Below are 20,453 nucleotides of genomic sequence, written 5' to 3'. Positions count from 1 at the left end.
GACGACGACGGAAATATCCAGTTTTATAACATTTTGATAAACAAGCGTGAATTCCGCCGTACTCCCCCGTACGTTTGCGCGTGATATTTCGGGCAATTCAGCGCGACTCGTCGGAAGCCGGGTCTCGACGGTGGGAGGACAGCAGTGTCGTTTGTGATCGTGTCGACGGAGACTGTGGCGGCGGCGGCCTCGAATCTGGAGGGCATCGGGTCGGCCCTGAGCGCGGCCAACAGCGCGGCGGTGACATCGACGACGGAGCTGGTGGCCGCGGGCGCCGATGAGGTGTCGGCGGCGATCGCAGCGTTGTTCAACGGGCACGGCGAGATGTATCGCTCCGTCAGCGCCCAGGCGACGGCACTTCACGAAGAATTCGTGCGCATCCTGAGCGCGGGCGGGATCGCCTACGGCAGCGCGGATGCGGTAAACGCCTCGTTGCAGACGATCCAGCAGAACCTGCTCGGCGCTATCAACGCCCCCACCCGGACGCTGCTGGGACGCCCGCTGATCGGCAACGGCGCCAACGGATTGCCCGGTACCGGCCAGAACGGCGGAGCCGGTGGGCTGCTGTTCGGCAATGGCGGCAACGGGGGGTCCGGGGCGACCGGTCAAAACGGTGGCAGCGGTGGCGCTACGGGCCTGTTCGGTAACGGCGGGGCCGGCGGCGCCGGGGGCAAGGGTGCGAACGGCGGCGCCGGGGGCACCGGCGGTTGGTTGTACGGCAACGGCGGGTCGGGCGGCATCGGCGGACTGGGCCTGCCCGGGGCCGGCGGAGCCGGTGGTGCCGGTGGCAACGCGATGGGGCTAATCGGAACCGGCGGCGCGGGCGGAACCGGCGGGCTCGGCGCCGTCGGGGGCGCCGGTGGCAGCGGCGGCAGTGGCGGCCTGCTCTTCGGTGTCGGGGGCAACGGTGGCGCCGGCGGGGTCGGCGCCGGTGGGGTCGGCGGAGCCGGCGGTCACGGCGGCAACGTCTTCGGGCTCATCGGCAACGGAGGCGCGGGCGGCGTCGGCGGACAAACCGGCAACGGGACCGTAGCGGCGCCGGCCGGTGGCAACGGCGGCACCGGTGGCTGGCTGTTCGGCAACGGCGGCGCGGGCGGCGCCGGCGGCTACAACATCTTCGGCGGCCCGGGTGGCGCGGGTGGCGCCGGCGGCAACGTGCTCGGCCTCATCGGTGACGGCGGTGCCGGTGGCGCCGGCGGGTACACCACAACCGGCGTGGCCGGGGCCGGGGGTGTCGGCGGCGGCAGCGGGCACCTGCTGGGCAACGGCGGAATCGGCGGAAACGGCGGCATGGCGACCGCCGCCGGAGGCACCGGCGGGGCCGGCGGCGCGGGGGGCAACGCGCTCACCGTCATCGGCAACGGCGGGGCCGGCGGTCTGGGCGGCAACGGTGTCGCCGGCAGCGGTGGAGCGGGCGGCAGCGGCGGTAACGGCGGCCTGGTGATCGGCTTCGGCGGTAACGGCGGAGCCGGCGGCCTCGGTGCCGCAGGGGTCGGTGGTGCCGGTGGCAACGGTGGCAATGCCATCGGGCTGATCGGCGACGGCGGCGCCGGTGGCGTCGGCGGGCAAAGCGCTACCGCGGTCACCCAGACGGCGGCCGCCGGAGGTAATGGCGGCACCGGCGGCCTGCTGTTCGGCAACGGCGGCGCCGGAGCCGCCGGCGGGTACAGCACCCTCGGTGGCGCGGGCGGCGCCGGCGGTCGCGGCGGCAGTGTACTGGGGCTCATCGGCGACGGCGGGGCCGGCGGCGCCGGCGGGGCCACCACGAACGGAACGGGCGGCACCGGCGGCGGCGGTGGCGTCAGCGGGCGCCTATTCGGCAACGGCGGACTGGCCGGCAACGGCGGCACCGCAACCAGCGCCGGAGGCACCGGCGGGGCCGGGGGCACCGGCGGCGACGCGGTTGCGCTGGTCGGCAACGGCGGAGCCGGCGGGGTCGGCGGTTACGGCGTCTTCGGCAGCGGCGGGGCCGGCGGCAACGGCGGCACCAGCGGTCTGTTGTTCGGCTTCGGCGGCAACGGCGGACTCGGCGGACTCGGCGGCGGCGTAGCCGGGGTCGGCGGGGCCGGCGGCAACGGCGGCAGCGCGGTCGGGCTCATCGGCAACGGTGGCAACGGCGGTCTCGGCGGTTTCGGCTTCACCGGCGGCGCGCACGGCGGTAGCGGCGGCAACGGCGGCGTGCTGTGGGGCAACGGCGGTTACGGTGGCGGCGGCGGCCAACTCGGCGGTGCCGGCGGCAACGGCGGCAATGCCGGCATGTGGTTTGGCACCGGCGGCGCCGGTGGTGACGGCTATGCCGGCGACGGCGGCGTCATCAAGGGCGGTAACGGCGGCAGCGGCGGTCGTGCCGGCTCAGGCATCGGTTTCGGCGGCAACGGTGGCAGCGGCGGTCTCAACGGGGGTGCCGGCGGCGGCACCGGTGGTGCCGGCGGCCAGGGCAGTACGCTGCCGGGCACATCCGGCAGCGCCGGCGCCAACGGGTGAGTATCAGCGGCGTAGCACCGCGGTGCTGGTCAACCGGTCCTGCAACCCTCGCCCGTCCGTATCGGTGAACAGCGGCGGGACCACCAGGAAGATCAGCAGTCCGCGGGCCAGGGCGCGACCGATGCCAATCGGCAATCGGCCATCGGTCGCCGCCACCTGGATACGCAGCGCAAGCTGGCCGGGCGAGAACCCAAAGAGTCGCACCGACACCGCGCCGATCGCCAGCCACACCACCGCTTGCACCGTCGACAACAACGTATCGGAGATCGCGCCGAACGTCAGCGCCAACAGCGCCAGCCCTCCGGCGATCAACCAGTCGACAAGCAACGCCAACAGGCGGCGTCCCATCGGCGCCACCGAACCCGGACCGGTCCGTGGCAGGCCGAGCGTTTCGCCGGGGTAACCGGCAGATGATTGCGGTGTCATCGCACGTGTCCGGTGATCTCGGGTGTCCCCGGATGGCACAGCCCGTTCAGCATCGACACCGGACCAGTTACGATCTTGCGGGCCATGGCCTTCACAATAGGCCCGGCGCTCATCCGGGTTCTGTTGCGGCCGCTATGGTGCGTAACCTCTGCGCAATACGGGGTTGACTGACGGGCAACAACTGCTCCCTAGCGTCGGCCGCGATCACCAAGTAAAGGAGCCTTCTGTGACGGATAAGACGCCCGACGACGTCTTCAAACTTGCCAAAGACGAAAACGTCGAGTTTGTCGACGTCCGTTTCTGCGACCTGCCCGGCATCATGCAGCACTTCACCATCCCGATCTCGTTCTTCGATGAGACCGTGTTCGACGAGGGCCTGGCCTTCGACGGCTCCTCGATCCGCGGTTTCCAGTCCATTCACGAGTCCGACATGCTGCTGCTGCCGGACCCCTCGACGGCGGTCATCGACCAGTTCCGCGAGGCCAAGACGCTGAACCTGAACTTCTTCGTGCATGACCCGTTCACCCTCGAGCCCTACTCCCGGGACCCGCGCAACGTCGCCCGCAAGGCGGAGAACTACCTCATCAGCACCGGGATCGCCGACACCGCCTACTTCGGCGCCGAGGCCGAGTTCTACATCTTCGACTCGGTGGCCTTCGATTCGCGCACCAACGGCTCGTTCTACGAGGTCGACGCCATCTCGGGCTGGTGGAACACCGGTTCGGCCACCGAGGCTGACGGCAGCCCCAACCGCGGGTACAAGGTGCGCCCCAAGGGAGGCTACTTCCCCGTTGCCCCGGTGGACCACTACGTCGACCTGCGCGACAAGATGCTGACCAACCTGATCAACGCCGGCTTCAGCCTGGAGAAGGGCCACCACGAGGTGGGCACCGGCGGGCAGGCTGAGATCAACTACAAGTTCAACACGCTGCTGCACGCGGCCGACGACATGCAGCTGTACAAGTACATCGTCAAGAACACCGCCTGGGCCCACGGCAAGACCGTCACGTTCATGCCCAAGCCGCTGTTCGGTGACAACGGCTCCGGCATGCACACCCACCAGTCGTTGTGGAAGGAAGGCAGCCCGCTGATGTACGACGAGACCGGCTACGCCGGCCTGTCGGACACCGCCCGCCACTACATCGGTGGCCTGCTGCATCACGCGCCGTCGCTGCTGGCGTTCACCAACCCGACGGTGAACTCCTACAAGCGTCTGGTGCCCGGCTACGAGGCCCCGATCAACCTGGTCTACAGCCAGCGCAACCGCTCGGCGTGTGTGCGTATCCCGATCACCGGCAGCAATCCCAAGGCCAAGCGCCTGGAGTTCCGTTGCCCCGACTCGTCGGGTAACCCGTACCTGGCCTTCTCGGCGATGCTGATGGCCGGCCTGGACGGCATCAAGAACAAGATCGAGCCGCAGGCGCCGGTCGACAAGGACCTCTACGAGCTGCCGCCGGAGGAGGCGGCGAACATCCCGCAGGCTCCCACCCAGCTGTCCGCGGTGATCGACCGGCTCGAAGACGACCACGAATACCTCACCGAGGGCGGCGTGTTCACGCCTGACCTCATCGAGACGTGGATCAACTTCAAGCGCGAGAATGAGATCCTGCCGGTCCAGATCCGGCCGACCCCCTACGAATTCGCCTTGTACTACGACGTATAACCACGTCTGGTCGTGAGCGACAGCCCGCTTGGTCATGCCAGGCGGGCTGTTTGCTGTGCGCGCCGAACCGAACCGACGCACACCCCCGTATGGTCGGCCTGCAACAACCGCCGATTCACCGCACTCGGCGACGCGGACGCCCCGGAGATTGCCGTCACGGTCGGACAGGTCACCAACGCCAACTCGACGTTGACCAGCAGCTCACCGGGAACATGACCAAGAACGGCAAGAGCCTCACCATCGCCTGTGGGCGGGCGCTGACCGCACGCGACAACGTCGTGATTGACACCAGTGGCTGCCGCCGAGACCCGGGCGACCTGGCGGTCAAGGTCGCTAATCAAATCGCCGGCAAAGTCGACTCGGCAAACACCAACTTGCTGGCCACCTCGCTGTCGAAGGGCTACGGTCTGAACAATTGCCAACCGACGGCAATGGACAAATTGACCGGTCTCGCTCTTGCCGAGTTCGTGTGCGGACTTAGCCCCGACCCCAGCGGACCGGTCTCCGCGATCTATCGTCTGCTGCCGGACACCGACGGTCTGGGTAGTGACTTCAAGAGCATCACTCAAGACATGATCATGACTCCGTGCAGCCCGGAAGCCGCTCAATCACCGGGCACCTGGCAGCAAGGCCAGACGGGTGGACAGCGGGCCTGCGGAACCCAGAAGAACGTCGCGACAATCACCTGGACCACCGACGGAAAAAACGTGTTGGGCTCCATCCGCTCGTCCAACTCCGACACGAGCGCCCTGCACCAATGATGGCTGTCCAACGGCTGAGCAGCTGAAAGTTCGGCGATTGCTGACATCGTCGCGGCCGGGCGGGTTAGTTTGAATGCGCCCAGCCCGGCACATCGTTGCTACGGTGCCGTCGAGCCAACCGGAGAGTGAAGATGCCAAGTTTCTCGATACTGCCGCCGGAGATCAATTCGGCGCTCATGTTGTCCGGCGCTGGCTCGGAGCCTTTGTTGGCAGCGGCGGCTGCCTGGCAGACGCTGGGCGACGAGTTGGGCTTGTCAGCCGCCTCGTTTTCGTCGGTGACGTCTGGCTTGACGGCCGCAGGGTGGCAGGGTCCAGCGTCGGCGTCGATGGCTGCGGCCGCCGCTCCCTATGCCGCGTGGCTCAATGCTTCAGCGGCGCAGGCGGCCGGAGCCGCAGTCCAGGCCCGGGCGGTCGCCGGGGTGTTTGAGTCGGCGCGGGCGGCCATCGTGGACCCGGTGCTGGTGGCGGCCAACCGTTCTCGGATCGTGTCGCTGGTGTTGACGAATCTCTTCGGTCAAAACGCTCCGGCGATCGCGGCCGTTGAGGGTATGTACGAGCAGATGTGGGCCCAGGACGTGACCGCGATGTTCGGATACCACGCCGCCGCCGCTGCCGCCGTCGCGCAACTGGCGCCCTGGCAGCAGTCGCTGCAAAACCTGCTCGGGACCGCCGGACTCGGCAACCTGGGCGTCGGCAACAAGGGCGACAACAATGTCGGCAACGGCAACACCGGCAACCAAAACGCGGGCAACGGCAACATTGGTAACTCCAACATAGGGAGCGGAAACACCGGCAGTTCCAACGTGGGCAGCGGAAACACCGGCGATTCCAACGTGGGCGCCGGAAACCGCGGTAACTCGAACCTAGGCGCAGGAAACCGCGGTGACCTGAACGTCGGCGGCGGCAACAGCGGCAACCAGAATCGTGGCTTCGGCAACAGTGGGAACGGAAATATCGGCGGCGGAAACAAGGGTGACGGGAATCTTGGCTTCGGGAACGTAGGCCCTACGGAAACCGCGGCTCACTCCGATATCGGTAATGGCAACACCGGGAGCTTCAACCGGGGTTCGGGGAACACCGGCAACGGAAACTGGGGCTTCGGCAACACCGGGGACGGCAACATCGGCTTCGGCAACACCGGTAAGGGCAACATCGGCTTCGGTCTCACCGGCGACAATCAAATCGGTATCGGCGCCCTCAACACCGGCAACGGCAACATTGGCATCGGTAACTCCGGCAGCAACAACATCGGCTTCTTCAACTCCGGCTCCAACAATGTCGGCGTCTTCAACTCCGGCTTTGCGAACATAGGCTTCGAGAACGCCGGAACCAACAGCACCGGTTTCCAGAACATCGGCGGAACTAACACCGGCTTCTGGAACACCGGCCTGGAAGGCACCGGCTTCGCAAACACCGGTGGCGAAGCAACGGGCGCATTCAACTCGGGTCGATACAGCACAGGCTTTTTCAACTCCGGTGACCAATCCACCGGCATGTTCAATTCCGGTCGCTCTGACACCGGCTTCTTCAACTCGGGCCGGGCCAACACCGGGTTCTTCAATGCGGGATCGTTCAACACCGGGTTCGGGAACTCCGGCGACATCAACACGGGCGGCTTCAGCGCGGGCAACCTCAACACCGGATTCGGCAGCGCAGTCAACGGGCCCGGTCCCAGCTCGGGCTTCGGGAACACCGGAGTCGGAACGTCGGGCTTCTTCAACCACGGCAACAGTTCCTCGGGCTTTGCCAACGCCGGCGACGAGGCTTCGGGCGCCCGTAACAGCGCATCCAATACGTCGGGCGTTGAGAATTCGGGCTTCGGAGGCTCGGGATTCCGCAATGAAAGCGACAGGGGCTCAGGCTTCTTCAACACCGACAACAACGGCGCCGGGTTCCAGAACTCCGGATTCTTCAACACCGGTATCCGAAATTCCGGAGTAGGGAACGTCAGCGACTTCGCTGTCGCCGACTTCGGGCATTCAGGTTTCTTCCACAGAACACCCCCGGCCCCGTAGTAGCCGCTCTGGCACTCGCCCACGATCAACCGCCCGGCCCCACCGGTTGCAGCAACCGACCGAAATGATCGAGCGCAGCCGCGAATTGATGCTCAACGGGCGTCCCGTAGCCGACCACGATGCCGGTCGTCGTACGGCGTGTCCCGTGCCAGAACGGGGCAAGACCGGTCAAGGCGATGTCGCGTTCGCGGGCAAGATCCACCACATCGTCCTCGATGAGGTTCTCGGGCAGGGTGACAACGGCATGCAACCCGGCGGAAATACCGTGGACCGCCGTCATGGGTGCGTAGTGATCCAGTGTTTCCACCAGCCGGTCGCGTCGATCGCGATAACGGCGGCGCATCCGGCGCACGTGTCGATCCAGGGCTCCGGACTCGATCAACTCCGCCAACGCCAACTGTGCCATCACCTCGGAACCGCGGTCAGCCCGGCGCTTGGCCTCGATCACCGCATCGACAAGGTCGGCGGGCAGCGCGAGCCAGCCGAGTCTGAGACCGGGGGCCAGGCTCTTACTCGCACTGCCCGCATAGATGACGTGCTCGGGCGCCAGGGCCTGCAACGCGCCGATGGGATGGCGGTCATACCGGAACTCCCCGTCGTAATCGTCTTCGATCAGGTACACACCGCGGGTGGCGGCGATCCGAGTGAATTCGGTGCGTCGTTGAGAGCTCAGCGTCACACCGAGCGGCGCCTGATGTGCCGGGGTGAGCACCACGACGGCCGCAGAATCCGGCCAGCCCTGCGGCCGGGCTCCGTTTTCGTCGACGTCCAACGGATGGACGGCGAGCCCGGAGGCTTCGGCGATCGCGCGGTGATCGGGAAGACAGGGATCTTCCAGCGCCACTGACCGGAGCCCGCGGGCAGCCATCGCGTCGCAGATCAAACGCAACCCCTGAGTGAAACCGCTGCAGATCACGATCCGTTCGCTGCTGGTCAGCACGCCGCGTACGCGGCCCAGGTAGTCGGCCAGGACTCGGCGCAGGCGCGGGGAACCGCGGGGGTCCACCGGTCCCAGTTCGACGTGCGCGGTGACATTCAATGCGCGCCGCATTGCCCGCAACCACTCGTCGCGGGGAAACATGCTCAGGTCCGGACGACCGAGGCGGAAGTCGGCAACGATGCGTCGGGCGGTGACCGCGGGCTCGACCCGGGCCGGCGCCAAGGCACCGTGTGCCACCTCGGTAGCCGCACCGGGCCGGGTTCGGAGGTATCCCTCGGCCGCCAGTTGGGAGTACACCTCCACGACCGTTCCGCGAGCAAGCCCGAACTGCGCGGCCAGCGCTCGCGAAGACGGCAGCCACTGCCCGGGAGCCAGACGACCATCCCGGATAGCTTGTCGCAGAGCACTTTCCAAAGCCACTCGGCGGCCCCGGCCGGGTGGCAGGTCCAGGTGGAGATCAGGTCCGCCGGGCTCACTGGTCCATGAAACAGCCATCGAATTGGACCTTATCGATGAACTGATTACTTCGTAAGGTCGCAGACATGACGGCCTCCACCGCGACAGATCGGCGACTCGACCGGACCGCGAGCCTGACCGCACAGGTCAACGCCGCTCAACGCGCCGCGGAGTCCATGCGCCCAGCGGGCCGCCGGCTCATCGACGACCCGCTGTCCCGCCACTTCGTCGAGCACCCGGCGTTACGGGCGGTGTTGGCACACCCGCTGCCGGCGAATGCCGCGCTTCGGGTGTTCGATCGGCTATGGGGCGGTCTGCACGCTCACATCGCGCTACGGGTGCGCTACGCCGACGACGCCCGCTCTGCGGCCATCGCTGCGGGCGTCGACCAGCTGGTGCTGCTCGGCGCCGGCTTCGACACCACCGGCCTGCGCATTGACGACGCATCGGTCACGGTGTTCGAGGTCGACGCACCCGCCACCCAGGCGCACAAGCGCCCGGTCACCGAGCGGCTCGGATCGAATCGCCAAACCGTCTGGGTGCCATGCGATTTCGAGCACGACAAGCTGTGCCACCGGCTTGTCGCGGCGGGCTTCGAACCCACCCGGCCCAGCCTCATCATCTGGCTGGGCGTCACGATGTACCTCACCGGTGACGCCATCCATGCCACCTTGAGCGACCTCGCGCAACTCTGCGCACCGGGCAGCCGTCTGATCGTGGACTACATCCGCGACGGTGTCGTCGAGGCCCGGACCCGATGGCCGGGCGCCAACCGCATCACCCGGTTCGTTGCCCGGCGCGGCGAGCCCTATCGCAGTGACTTCACCGAGCGCGGCTTCGACGCAGTCCTCAGCGCGCACGGGTTCCAGCCGCAGGAACACCTGGGCGTCGCCGGGCTGCTGAGGCGCTACGACCCGACGAACACCAGCCGCTTGGCCACCGATGACTGGCTGGCCGTGGCGACCGCGTACCGGCACTGACGCCAGGGCCTCAGAATTTGGGGCGATGCGCGATGACGCCACGCGACATTCGCACCGGCGTCCCGTCCACCACCTCGACGACCTCCAGCCAGGCGCCCGGCGCCACGAAGTGTGTGCTGATGTCCTCACGCTTCATCGAAATGATCAGCACGCCCGCGTCGGTCACCTCGAAGGCGTCCAGCGCGCCATAGTCGCGCGCTTCTCCGTTGGCGAAAACCACCGTGAAAGCCATGCTGGGAGTATCGCGTGCGGCCTCAGCCGTCGAGCGCGAGGTCCTTGCGGAAGCGTCGCAGCCCGTCGATCTTCTCGGCCAGGGTCGCATCCGGCCCGGCGTAGAACATCCACGGCATGGTGATGATGCCGGTGATGCCCGCCTGCTCGGCGCGCCGGTAATGCTCGCGGGTGAACGCGTCGGTCAGCGGGGTCAGGACGGTGAAACCGTCCATCGACAAACCGTTTTCGGCGCGTAACCTGCGTAGCGTGTCCACCGCCGCGATCGCGCGTTCGGTGTTGATCAGGTCCCCGATCCACCCGTCATAGCGGGCCGCGCGGCGCAGCGCGATGTCACTGAGCCCACCGACGTACACCGGGATCGGGGGCGGCGTCGGCTGCATCTCCAGGCGCGGCGCGCGGTAGAACGTGCCGTCGAATTCGGTCCAGCCCGGTGACCAAAGCTCCCGCATCAGATCGATCATTTCCTCGGTGCGCTTGCCCCGGGCCGCGAACTGCTCCCCCATCAGCTCGAACTCCTCGCGGCACCAGCCCACCCCGATTCCGAGTTCGATCCGCCCCGATGCCAAAAGTGCTGCGGTGCCAATCGCTTTCGCCGCTGAATACGGGTTGCGCATTGCCGGGATGTAGACCGTGGTGACGAACTTCAGCCGCGTCGTGACCTGCGCGAGAGCACCGACGAGCACCCACGGGTCGGGCCAGTCGGTGAACGGCTGCCAGCGCCGCGACCCGTCCCTGGTGTACGGGTAGGGCGTCTGCAGCGTCTCCAGATTGACGACGTGGTCGGGTATCCCGAGGCCGTCGTAACCGAGTTCGTCTGCGGCCTTGGCGATCTCGATGATGTCGGGGGTGTTGAGGAAGGCGCTGCTGACGTAGAACCTCACTGCCCGTTCCCGCCGTCCCGCGCCCAGGCCGGTTCGATGAAGACCCCTTCGGATTCGACAGTGACCCCTTCGGCATCCGAAATGAATCCGCGCGCAAACACTTTGACGCCCTCTCTGCGCTCTATCCAGGCTTCGGAGCGCAGCGGTCCCAGTGGAGTGCCACGCAGGTACTTCACCGTGATCGTTCCGGTGAATCGCGCCTTGGACAACCCCTCGCTGGCCGCCTCGCCGAGCATGTGGTCGAGCACCAGCGCACTGACTCCACCGTGCACCAGCTTCGGCGGGCCTTCGTAGGCCGCGCCGAGCACGAAGTCGGCCCAGCACCGTCCGTCGCCGTCGTGGTGTACGACCAGCGGCGGCGCGATCGGATTGCACGCGCCGACGACGGCGTTGCCCAGCGGGAGCGGACGGCCGTCGACGCGGTAGCTCACCCCGACGGGCCGGGTGCGCTGCCGCAGCGATTGGGTAGCCGTCTCGATCGCTGCTCGTGCCTGCGCGACGGTGTCGGCGTCGACCTCGGTGCGGACGGTGGCGTCCAGGAGATCGCGGACGGCATCGGCGAGCGGGGCATACAGGGCGGTCACCCGGTCAGCTTCAGGCGCGCTCAACACCTCGAACAGGGCGCCCAGCGCACCGGCATCCTGGGTCAACTTCCGAACACCCTGCGCACCACGGCTTTTGCCCGCCTTGTCACCCGCAGATAGTTGTCCAGGAATTCTCCACCATCGTCGTTGTGCCAGCCGGCGGCGACGGCGACTGCGTTCAGTTGACGCCCCGGCCCGGGCAGCTGGTCGGTCGGCTTGCCACGGACCAGTACCAGAGCATTGCGGGCGCGGGTCGCCGTGAGCCATGCCTGCCGCAACAGATCGACCTCTTCCTGATCGACGAGACCGTGTTCGGCGATGACGTCCAGGGACTGCAGCGTCGATGTGTTGTGCAAAGCCTGGATCTCGTGAGCGTGCCGTAGCTGCAGCAACTGCACGGTCCATTCGATATCAGCCAATCCCCCGCGACCCAACTTGGTGTGGGTGTTGGGGTCGGCGCCGCGCGGCAGCCGCTCGGACTCGATCCGTGCCTTGATGCGGCGGATCTCGTGCACCGCTTCGGCCGAGACCCCGTCGGGGGGATAGCGCGTCGTGTCGACCATCAGCAGGAAACGCCTTCCCAGTTCCGGGTCGCCGGCCACCGCGTGCGCCCGCAGCAGCGCCTGGATCTCCCACGGCTGCGCCCACTGCGTGTAGTACGCCTCGTAGGAGGCCAGTGTGCGGACCAGTGGACCGTTACGCCCTTCCGGCCGCAGGTTGGCGTCGACCTCCAGCGGCGGATCGACACTGGGCTGGCCCAGCTGCTTGCGGACCTGCTCGGCGATCGTGTTCGCCCATTTGACGGCCTGGGAGTCCTCGGCGCCGTTGGCCGTCTCACAGACGAACATCACGTCGGCATCTGAGCCGTAGCCCAGTTCGGCTCCACCGAGGCGGCCCATGCCGATCACCGCGATCGCCGCAGGGGCTCGGCCGTCCTCGGGGAGATTGGCCCGGATCGTGGCATCCAGCGCGGCCTGCAGCACGGCCACCCAGATCGAGGTGAGCGCCGCGCACACGTCGGTCAGTTCCAGCATGCCGAGCAGGTCCGCGGAGCCGATGCGGGCCAACTCCCGTCGGCGCAGGGTGCGCGCTGCGGCGATGGCCCGGACGGGGTCGGCGTGGCGGCCGGCCGAGGCGACCAGCGCGCGGGCGACCGCAGCAGGCTCGGCTTCCAGCAGCTTCGGCCCGGACGGACTGTCACCGTAGTTCTGAATGACTTCGGGCGCGCGCATCAGCAGGTCCGGCACATAGGCGGAGGTGCCCAGCACGTGCATGAGGCGCTTACCCACCGTGTGCTTGTCGCGCAGCGTCGCCAGGTACCAGGTCTGCGACGCCAGCGCCTCACTGAGTCGCCGGTAGGCCAGTAGACCGGTGTCGGGATCGGGGGCATACGACAACCAGTCCAGCAGTCGCGGCAGCAGCACCGCCTGCACCCGGCCGCGCCGACCACTCTGATTGACCAGGGTCGACATGTGCTTCAACGCCGTCTGCGGACCCTCGTAACCCAGTGCAGCCAGCTGACGTTCGGCGGCCTCCGCGGTCATGCGACCACCGACGATCTCCAGCCCGGTGGGACCGATCGATTCCAGCAGCGGCTGGTAGAACAACTTGGCGTGCAGCCGGGATACCCGGATGTTCTGGTGTTTGAGTTCCTCGCGCAACACCCCGGCCGCGTCGTGGCGGCCATCGGGCCGGATGTGCGCGGCGCGCGCCAACCAGCGCACCGCCTCCTCGTCGTCGGGCTCGGGCAGCAGGTGGGTGCGCTTGAGCCGCTGCAGCTGCAGGCGATGCTCGAGCAGACGCAGGAATTCGTAGGAGGCGATCATGTTCGCCGCGTCCTCACGCCCGATGTAACCGCCCTCGCCCAACGCGGCCAGCGCGTCCACCGTGGACGCGACGTGCAGCGACTCATCGCCGCGTCCGTGCACCAGTTGCAGCAACTGCGCCGCGAACTCCACGTCGCGCAGGCCGCCGCTGCCGAGTTTGAGTTCGCGACCGCGAATATCGGCAGGCACCAGCTGCTCCACCCGACGCCGCATGGCCTGCACTTCGGTGACGAAATCCTCGCGCTCGCAAGCGGTCCACACCATCGGCCGCAACGCCTCGAGGTAACGACGGCCGAGTTCGGCATCACCGACCGCGGCCCTGGCTTTCATCAGCGCCTGGAACTCCCAGGTCTTCGCCCAGCGCTGGTAGTAGGCGATGTGCGATTCGACCGTGCGGACCAGTTCCCCATGGCGACCCTCTGGACGCAGCGCGGCGTCCACCTCAAAGAACGCCGACGACGCCAGCCGCATCATCTCGCCGGCCACCCGGGTGGTGATCGCGTCCGCGCGCTCCCCGACGAAGATCACGTCGACGTCGCTGACGTAATTCAGCTCACGCGCACCGCATTTCCCCATCGCGATGACGGCCAGCCGCGGCGGGGTGCGGTCGCCGCAGACCGTCTGCTCGGCGACTCGAAGTGCCGCCGCCAGCGCGGCGTCCGCGGTGTCGGCCAGCTGGGCGGCCACGGTGACGAACGGCAGCACCGGCTCGTCTTCGACCGTCGCCGCCAGATCGAGCGCGGCCAGCACCAACAGCTGGTCGCGGTACACCGCGCGCAGCCGGTGCACGATCGTGCCCGGGGCGCCCGAGCATTCCTCGACACACTGCATGAACGTCTGGTGCAGCTGCTCGTGCGTCGGCAATTTGACCTTGCCGCGCAACAGCTTCCAGGAATGCGGGTTGGCGATGAGATGGTCGCCCAGCGCCAGTGAGGAACCCAGCACGGCGAACAGCCGACCGCGCAGACTGCGCTCGGTCAGCAGCGCCGCATTCAGCTCACTCCAACCGGTGTCGGGGTTCTCCGACAGCCGAACCAGCGCGCGCAGTGCGGCGTCGGCGTCCGGGGCCCGCGACAGCGACCAGAGCAGATCGACGTGGGCCTGGTCGTCGTGCTGATCCCAGCCCAGCTGCGCCAGGCGCTCGCCGGCCGGAGGATCCATCAAGCCGAGCCGGCCGACGCTGGGCAACTTGGGTCGCTGCGTCGCGGGCCTGGTCACGACATGCGCCCACGACGATGCATCGCGAAGCGATGAGGTGGGGGCACCTCCCGCTTGCGGGGGAGAGTGGCGCCCACGACATCGCGCCGACGACGATGCATCGCGAAGCGATGAGGAGTGGCGCCCACGACATTGACGGTAGCGCAATCGCTCCGACGTGCCGGCTACCCGGGTTTACAGCGACAGGTAGGAACGCAATTCGAACGGCGTGACGTGGCTACGGTAGTTCTCCCACTCGGTGCGCTTGTTGCGCAGGAAGAAGTCAAACACGTGCTCTCCCAACGCTTCGGCGACCAGCTCCGAGGCCTCCATGGCACGCAGCGCGTTGTCCAGACTCGACGGTAACTCCCGGTAGCCCATGGTGCGGCGTTCTTCGGGCGTGAGGTCCCAGACGTTGTCCTCGGCCTGCGGGCCCAGCACGTAACCCTTCTCCACTCCGCGCAGACCGGCGGCCAGCAGCACCGCGAACGTCAGGTAGGGGTTGCACGCCGAGTCGGGGCTGCGCACCTCGATGCGCCGCGAGGAGGTCTTGTGCGGTGTGTACATCGGCACCCGGACCAACGCGGAGCGGTTGGCCGCACCCCAGGACGCCGCGGTGGGCGCCTCGCCGCCGTGCACGAGCCGCTTGTAGGAGTTGACCCACTGGTTGGTGACGGCGCTGATCTCCGAAGCGTGCTCGAGAATTCCGGCGATGAAAGACTTCCCGACCTCGGACAGCTGCAGCGGGTCGTCGTCGCTGTGGAATGCGTTGACGTCGCCCTCGAACAGGCTCATGTGGGTGTGCATCGCCGACCCGGGATGCTGGCCGAACGGCTTGGGCATGAAGGTCGCCCGCACACCTTCTTCCAGCGCAACCTCTTTCATGATGTAGCGGAATGTCATCACGTTGTCAGCCATCGACAGCGCATCAGCGAACCGCAGGTCGATCTCCTGCTGACCGGGCGCGCCCTCGTGGTGGCTGAACTCCACGGAGATGCCCATGAATTCCAGCGCCTCGATGGCGTGGCGGCGGAATTTCGACGCGGACTCGTGGACCGCCTGATCGAAGTAGCCGGCGTTGTCGATCGGAATGGGTTCGGTGCCGTCCTCGGCGCCGGGCTTGAGCAGAAAGAACTCGATCTCGGGATGCACGTAGCAGGAGAAGCCGAGGTCGTTGGCCTTCTGCAGCTGCCGGCGCAGCACGTGCCGCGGGTCGGCCCACGACGGTGAACCATCCGGCATGGTGATGTCGCAGAACATCCGCGCCGAGTGGTGGTGGCCGGCCCTGGTGGCCCAGGGCAGCACCTGGAAGGTCGACGGATCCGGGTGTGCGACGGTGTCGGATTCCGAGACCCGCGCGAAGCCCTCGATGGACGACCCGTCGAAGCCGATGCCTTCCTCGAACGCGCCCTCGAGTTCGGCGGGTGCGATCGCAACCGACTTGAGGAATCCGAGCACATCCGTGAACCACAACCGGACGAAACGGATGTCGCGCTCTTCCAGGGTGCGCAGGACGAATTCCTTCTGCCGATCCATACCCGAACACTAGGCACGCTCTGTTAAATCGAAGTTACGGATGCCACGCCAGGCACGTTGCGGGTGGTCAAGCCTGGCACCGCAGGTTGGGGGGCGGCGGGATCAAATCCAGGAAGTAGCGGACGATCGCGGTGTCCACACACTGGTTGCCGTCGAACACCACCGTGTGTTGGGTCCCGTCGAAGGACATCAGCGTGCCTCCGAGCTGCCGGGCCAGGTCCACCCCGGCCTGATAGGGCGTGGCCGGGTCGTGGGTGGTGGATACCACCACGACCGTGCCCGGCGGGGCCGGCGACGCGGCGTGCGGTGTCGAGGTGGCGGGTACCGGCCACAGCGCGCAGATGTCGCGGGGTGCCGCGCCGGTGAACTGGCCGTAGCTCAGGAACGGGGCCACCTGCCGGATGCGCTGATCGGCCGACACCCAGGCCGCGGCATCCGTGGGCGTCGGAGCGTCGACACATCGAATCGCGTTGAACGCATCCTGGCCGTTGTCGTAGTGACCCTGTTTGTCGCGCCCGTTGTAGTCGTCGGCCAGCAACAGCAGGTCACCGGCGTCGGTACCGCGTTGCAGTCCGAGCAGCCCGCTGGTCAGGTACTTCCAGTGCTGCGGGGTGTAGAGGGCGTTGATGGTGCCGGTGGTCGCGTCGGCGTAACTCAGGCCGCGCGGATCCGAGGTCTTGCCGGGCCGGGTGGCCAGCGGGTCGATCAGGGCGTGGTAGCGGGCGATCCACTGGGCCGGGTCGGTGCCCAGCGGGCAGCCCGTCGACTTGGCGCAGTCGGCGGCGTAGTCGTTGAAGGCGGTCTGAAATCCCGCCATCTGGTTGACCGTTTCGTCGATGGGTCCGATCGTCGGGTCGATCGCGCCGTCGAGCACCATCGCCCGGACGTGGGGTGCGAATCGCTCGATGTAGGCGGTACCCAATTCGGTGCCGTAGCTGTATCCGAGGTAATTGATCTGCTCGTCGCCCAGGGCCTGCCGGATCACGTCCATGTCACGCGCCGCCGACGCCGTGCCCGTGTTGGCCAGGAATGCAATCCCCATCCGGTCGGCGCAGTGCTGGGCCAGCTCGCGGTAAACCTGCTCGATATGGGCCACCCCGGCGGGGCTGTAGTCGACCATCGGGTCGCGCCGGTAGGCGTCGAACTCGGCGTCTGAGCGGCATCGCAACGCCGGCGTGGAGTGACCGACCCCGCGGGGGTCGAATCCGACGAGGTCGAAATGCTGGCTGATCTCGGAGTTCTTGAGGTCGGGCGCCATCCCGGCCACCATGTCGACCGCAGACGCGCCGGGTCCGCCCGGGTTGACCAGCAACGACCCGATGCGCTGCCCGGTCGCCGGGATCCGGATGACCGCCAGCTTCGCCTGTGCCCCCGTGGGTTTGTCGTAGTCGACCGGAACCGAGACCGTTGTGCAGCGGGCGGTGGGAATGTCGGCGGTATCGCCGACGAAGGTGCTGCAGGGGCCCCAGCTCAGCTGCGGCACCGCCGCCGCGACGGGGACCTGGGTCTGGCCGGTACCGGTATCGGGTTCGGGAGTCGCTGCGGCGAGCGGGAGCGCCGCGGACTGCAGAAGTACCAGTCCAGACGACACCAGCGCCGAGCTCACCAGTCTCAGGCGCAACATGGCGGAAATCGTCTCATTTTCGAATACCGCCGTAGGACGCGAAACGATCACGCCTTGGTCTCTAATCGATACGGGCGGCGCGTCGCGTCGAGCGTGAATCTCACGACCCGACACGCCGAAGAGCCGTCGTGGATTTCACACTCGGCGCAAGTGCCGACGTGTCAGCAGGTCGCGCCGTTTGGTGGTGTGGTGCCGTTGATCAGATAGGCGGTGACGTAGTCGTCGACGCAGTTCTCGCCCTGGAACACCACGGTGTGCTGGGTTCCGTTGAAGGTCAGCAGCGAACCCTTCAGCTGACTGGCCAGGTCCACCCCCGCCTTGTACGGCGTCGCCGGGTCATGGGTGGTCGACACGACGATGGTCGGCGCCAGCCCGGGGGCGGAGACGAGGTGTGGGCGGCTGGTCGGTGGCACCGGCCAGAATGCACAGGTCCCCAGCGGCGCGTCGCCGGTGAACTTGCCGTAGCTCATGAATGGCGCGAGCTCGCGGGATCGGCGATCCTCGTCGATGATCTTGGCGCGATCGGTAACGGGCGGCTGGTCAACACAATTGATCGCCACGCGGGCGTCGGTGGAGTTGTTGTAGTGACCTTTGGAATCACGGCGCATGTACATGTCGGCCAGCGCAAGCATGGTGTCGCCGCGGTGCTCGTCGGCGAGTTCTTTGAGGCCGTCGGTCAGGTGTTGCCAAAGGTTCGGGGAGTACAGCGCCATGATGGTGCCCACGATGGCGTCGCTGTAGCTCAGGCCACGTGGGTCTTTCGTCTTCGCCGGCCGGCTCACCGAGAGGTTGTCCGGGTCCACCAGCGGGTCAACCAGGTTGTGGTAGGCATCGACGGCTTTGTTCGGGTCGTTGCCCAACGGACAGCTGGCGTCTTTGGCGCAGTCGGCGGCGTAGTCGTTGAACGCGTCCTGAAATCCCTTGGCCTGCCGCAGGTCTGCTTCGATCGGGTCGGCGTTTGGGTCGACCGCCCCGTCGAGAATCATCGAGCGCACGTTCTGCGGAAAGGCTTCGGCATAGGCCGATCCGATGCGGGTGCCGTAGGAGTAGCCGAGGTAGGTCAGTTTGGCGTCACCCAGGGCCTTGCGGATCGCGTCGAGATCTTTGGCCACGCTCACGGTCCCGACGTTGGCCAGGAAGTTCTTTCCCATCTTGTCCACGCAGCGTTGCACGAACTGCTTGGTCTCGTCCTCGATGTGTGCGACACCCGCCGGGCTGTAGTCGACCTGCGGTTCGGCGCGCAGTCGGTCGTTGTCGGCGTCGGAGTTGCACCAGATCGCGGGCCGTGAGCTGGAGACCCCGCGGGGATCGAAGCCGACTAGGTCAAAGCGTTCGTGCACGCGCTTGGGCAGGCTCTGGAAGATGCCCAGCGCGGCCTCGATGCCGGACTCCCCCGGGCCGCCGGGGTTGATCACCAGCGAACCGATCTTGTCACCGCTGGCCGGGAACCGGATCAGCGCGAGCGACGCCGTGCCGGCGTCGGGGTTTTCATAGTCGACGGGGACGGCGAGCTTGCCGCACATGGCGTGGCCGGGGATCTTGGCATTCGGGTTCGAGCTGCGGCACGGAGTCCACACCACCGGCTGACCCAGCCGCGGCTCGGCCATGTGGGCCCGACCGGCGACCACGCGCACGCAGCCCGCCAGGACCAGCACCACCGCGGACAGTGCGGTCCAGAGCAGCAGCAGGCGCGCGATCTTGTCGCGGCGAGTCAGGCACATGGCACCATATCGTGCCAGAGCAGACTCAAGCCGCTGGTGAGCGGCCGATTACCACGTCGGAACGCGGCGCCGGGCCCGGGGATCGAATTGTTCATGGATCACCTACTCCAATGCCTTCGCTCATCATGCGGAGGCATTTCCGTGGCGAACCACACGGTGCATCCGCGTGGACAAGATGGCAAACTGGGGAAGTCAGACGAACCCGGGGACCCTGATATGGGCCACGAGGATCGACCCGACCATCACCAAGGGACAACGATGTCTGAGAACGTTTACGGTTCGAGCCCTGCCGCCGCATCTGCGCCTCGGCCCAAGATTCGCACCCATCAGCTGCAGAAATGGAAGGCCGAAGGCCACAAGTGGGGCATGCTGACGGCCTACGACTACTCGACGGCGCGAGTATTCGACGATGCAGGCATCCCGGTGCTGCTGGTCGGCGATTCCGCGGCCAACGTCGTCTACGGCTACGACACGACGGTGCCGATCTCGATTGACGAGCTGATCCCGCTGGTTCGCGGCGTCGTCAGGGGCGCCCCGCACGCCCTCGTCGCGGCGGATCTGCCGTTCGGCAGCTACGAGGCGGGACCCGCGGCGGCATTGGCCGCCGCTACCCGGTTCATGAAAGAAGGTGGCGCCCATGCCGTCAAGCTCGAAGGCGGCGAGCGGGTCGCCGAGCAGATCGCGCACCTGAGCGCGGCCGGCATTCCGGTGATGGCGCACATCGGCTTCACTCCACAGAGCGTCAACACCCTCGGTGGGTTCAAGGTTCAGGGACGCGGCGACGCCGCCGAACAGACCATCGCCGACGCCATCGCCGTCGCCGAAGCCGGTGCGTTCGCGGTGGTGATGGAGATGGTGCCGGCCGAGCTGGCCACCCAGATCACCGGCAAGCTCACCATCCCCACGATCGGGATCGGCGCCGGGCCCAACTGCGACGGCCAGGTGCTGGTCTGGCAGGACATGGCCGGAATGAGCGGCGGCAAATCGGCCCGGTTCGTCAAGCGGTTCGCCGACGTCGGCGCCGAATTAGGCCGTGCGGCAAGGCAATACGCCGACGAAGTGGCCACCGGCGTGTTCCCGGCCGAGGAACACTGCTTCTAGCGGTGATCGCGAGCGCGGCGTCGC

At 67.4% G+C, this 20,453-nt stretch carries 15 protein-coding genes; 6 read left to right on the top strand and 9 right to left on the bottom strand.

Going from position 1 to position 20,453, the window contains the following annotated elements; translation table 11 throughout:
* Positions 1–144: 144 nt before the first annotated feature.
* Entirely contained in the window at positions 145–2,484 is a 2,340-nt protein-coding gene (locus ACX9NE_RS24570) for a PE family protein (RefSeq protein WP_459364351.1), read from the top strand.
* 3 nt (positions 2,485–2,487) lie between these two features.
* Here the strand turns inward: ACX9NE_RS24570 and ACX9NE_RS24565 are convergent, their stop codons facing one another.
* On the bottom strand, positions 2,488–2,910 hold the full coding sequence (locus ACX9NE_RS24565; RefSeq protein WP_459364350.1) for an RDD family protein: 423 nt from the start codon (positions 2,908–2,910) through the stop codon (positions 2,488–2,490).
* Positions 2,911–3,136: 226 nt separating this feature from the next.
* Between ACX9NE_RS24565 and glnA the strand changes: the two genes are divergently transcribed.
* The 3 genes from glnA (at position 3,137) to ACX9NE_RS24550 (ending at position 7,349) form a co-directional block, all read left to right on the top strand.
* Complete coding sequence (glnA, locus tag ACX9NE_RS24560; protein WP_459364349.1) at positions 3,137–4,573, top strand: type I glutamate--ammonia ligase; 1,437 nt, start codon at positions 3,137–3,139, stop codon at positions 4,571–4,573.
* A 212-nt stretch (positions 4,574–4,785) separates the two neighbouring features.
* Positions 4,786–5,334: a serine/threonine protein kinase gene (locus ACX9NE_RS24555; RefSeq protein ID WP_459364348.1), complete on the top strand. Its 549-nt coding sequence runs from the start codon at positions 4,786–4,788 to the stop codon at positions 5,332–5,334.
* A 131-nt stretch (positions 5,335–5,465) separates the two neighbouring features.
* On the top strand, positions 5,466–7,349 hold the full coding sequence (locus ACX9NE_RS24550; protein ID WP_459364347.1) for a PPE domain-containing protein: 1,884 nt from the start codon (positions 5,466–5,468) through the stop codon (positions 7,347–7,349).
* Between the two features lie 25 nt (positions 7,350–7,374).
* On the opposite strand, the gene pdxR is transcribed toward ACX9NE_RS24550, so the two are convergent.
* A complete protein-coding gene (gene pdxR / locus ACX9NE_RS24545) occupies positions 7,375–8,784 on the bottom strand; it encodes a MocR-like pyridoxine biosynthesis transcription factor PdxR (protein WP_459364346.1) in 1,410 nt (469 codons plus the stop codon).
* Positions 8,785–8,831: 47 nt separating this feature from the next.
* Here pdxR and ACX9NE_RS24540 point away from each other — a divergent pair, with 47 nt between their 5' ends.
* Positions 8,832–9,725 (top strand): class I SAM-dependent methyltransferase, encoded by an 894-nt coding sequence (locus tag ACX9NE_RS24540; protein WP_459364345.1) that lies wholly within the window; start codon positions 8,832–8,834, stop codon positions 9,723–9,725.
* 10 nt (positions 9,726–9,735) lie between these two features.
* Here the strand turns inward: ACX9NE_RS24540 and ACX9NE_RS24535 are convergent, their stop codons facing one another.
* The 7 genes from ACX9NE_RS24535 to ACX9NE_RS24505 all read right to left on the bottom strand — a co-directional run bounded on the left by ACX9NE_RS24535 (position 9,736) and on the right by ACX9NE_RS24505 (position 19,328).
* The gene (locus ACX9NE_RS24535) at positions 9,736–9,957 is read right to left on the bottom strand and encodes a hypothetical protein (RefSeq protein WP_459364344.1); all 222 of its coding nucleotides are present in this window, start codon (positions 9,955–9,957) and stop codon (positions 9,736–9,738) included.
* Positions 9,958–9,979: 22 nt separating this feature from the next.
* Entirely contained in the window at positions 9,980–10,840 is an 861-nt protein-coding gene (locus ACX9NE_RS24530) for a TIGR03619 family F420-dependent LLM class oxidoreductase (RefSeq protein ID WP_459364343.1), read from the bottom strand.
* Entirely contained in the window at positions 10,837–11,490 is a 654-nt protein-coding gene (locus tag ACX9NE_RS24525; protein WP_459364342.1) for a PaaI family thioesterase, read from the bottom strand. Before ACX9NE_RS24525 ends, ACX9NE_RS24530 begins: the two co-directional genes overlap by 4 nt.
* The gene (locus tag ACX9NE_RS24520) at positions 11,487–14,411 is read right to left on the bottom strand and encodes a bifunctional [glutamine synthetase] adenylyltransferase/[glutamine synthetase]-adenylyl-L-tyrosine phosphorylase (RefSeq protein WP_459364390.1); all 2,925 of its coding nucleotides are present in this window, start codon (positions 14,409–14,411) and stop codon (positions 11,487–11,489) included. Before ACX9NE_RS24520 ends, ACX9NE_RS24525 begins: the two co-directional genes overlap by 4 nt.
* 231 nt (positions 14,412–14,642) lie before the next feature.
* Positions 14,643–15,983, bottom strand: a complete 1,341-nt coding sequence (locus ACX9NE_RS24515; RefSeq protein ID WP_459364341.1) for a glutamine synthetase family protein — start codon at positions 15,981–15,983, stop codon at positions 14,643–14,645.
* A 67-nt stretch (positions 15,984–16,050) separates the two neighbouring features.
* Positions 16,051–17,616: an alpha/beta hydrolase gene (locus ACX9NE_RS24510; protein WP_459364389.1), complete on the bottom strand. Its 1,566-nt coding sequence runs from the start codon at positions 17,614–17,616 to the stop codon at positions 16,051–16,053.
* 152 nt (positions 17,617–17,768) lie between these two features.
* Positions 17,769–19,328: an alpha/beta hydrolase gene (locus tag ACX9NE_RS24505; RefSeq protein WP_459364340.1), complete on the bottom strand. Its 1,560-nt coding sequence runs from the start codon at positions 19,326–19,328 to the stop codon at positions 17,769–17,771.
* A 258-nt stretch (positions 19,329–19,586) separates the two neighbouring features.
* Between ACX9NE_RS24505 and panB the strand changes: the two genes are divergently transcribed.
* Positions 19,587–20,429, top strand: a complete 843-nt coding sequence (gene panB / locus ACX9NE_RS24500) for a 3-methyl-2-oxobutanoate hydroxymethyltransferase (RefSeq protein ID WP_459364339.1) — start codon at positions 19,587–19,589, stop codon at positions 20,427–20,429.
* Positions 20,430–20,453 lie beyond the last annotated feature (24 nt).

Source organism: Mycobacterium sp. ML4 (assembly GCF_054515735.1).
Note: the sequence above shows the minus strand (reverse complement) of the source record. Positions and strands in the feature narration are given on the sequence as shown.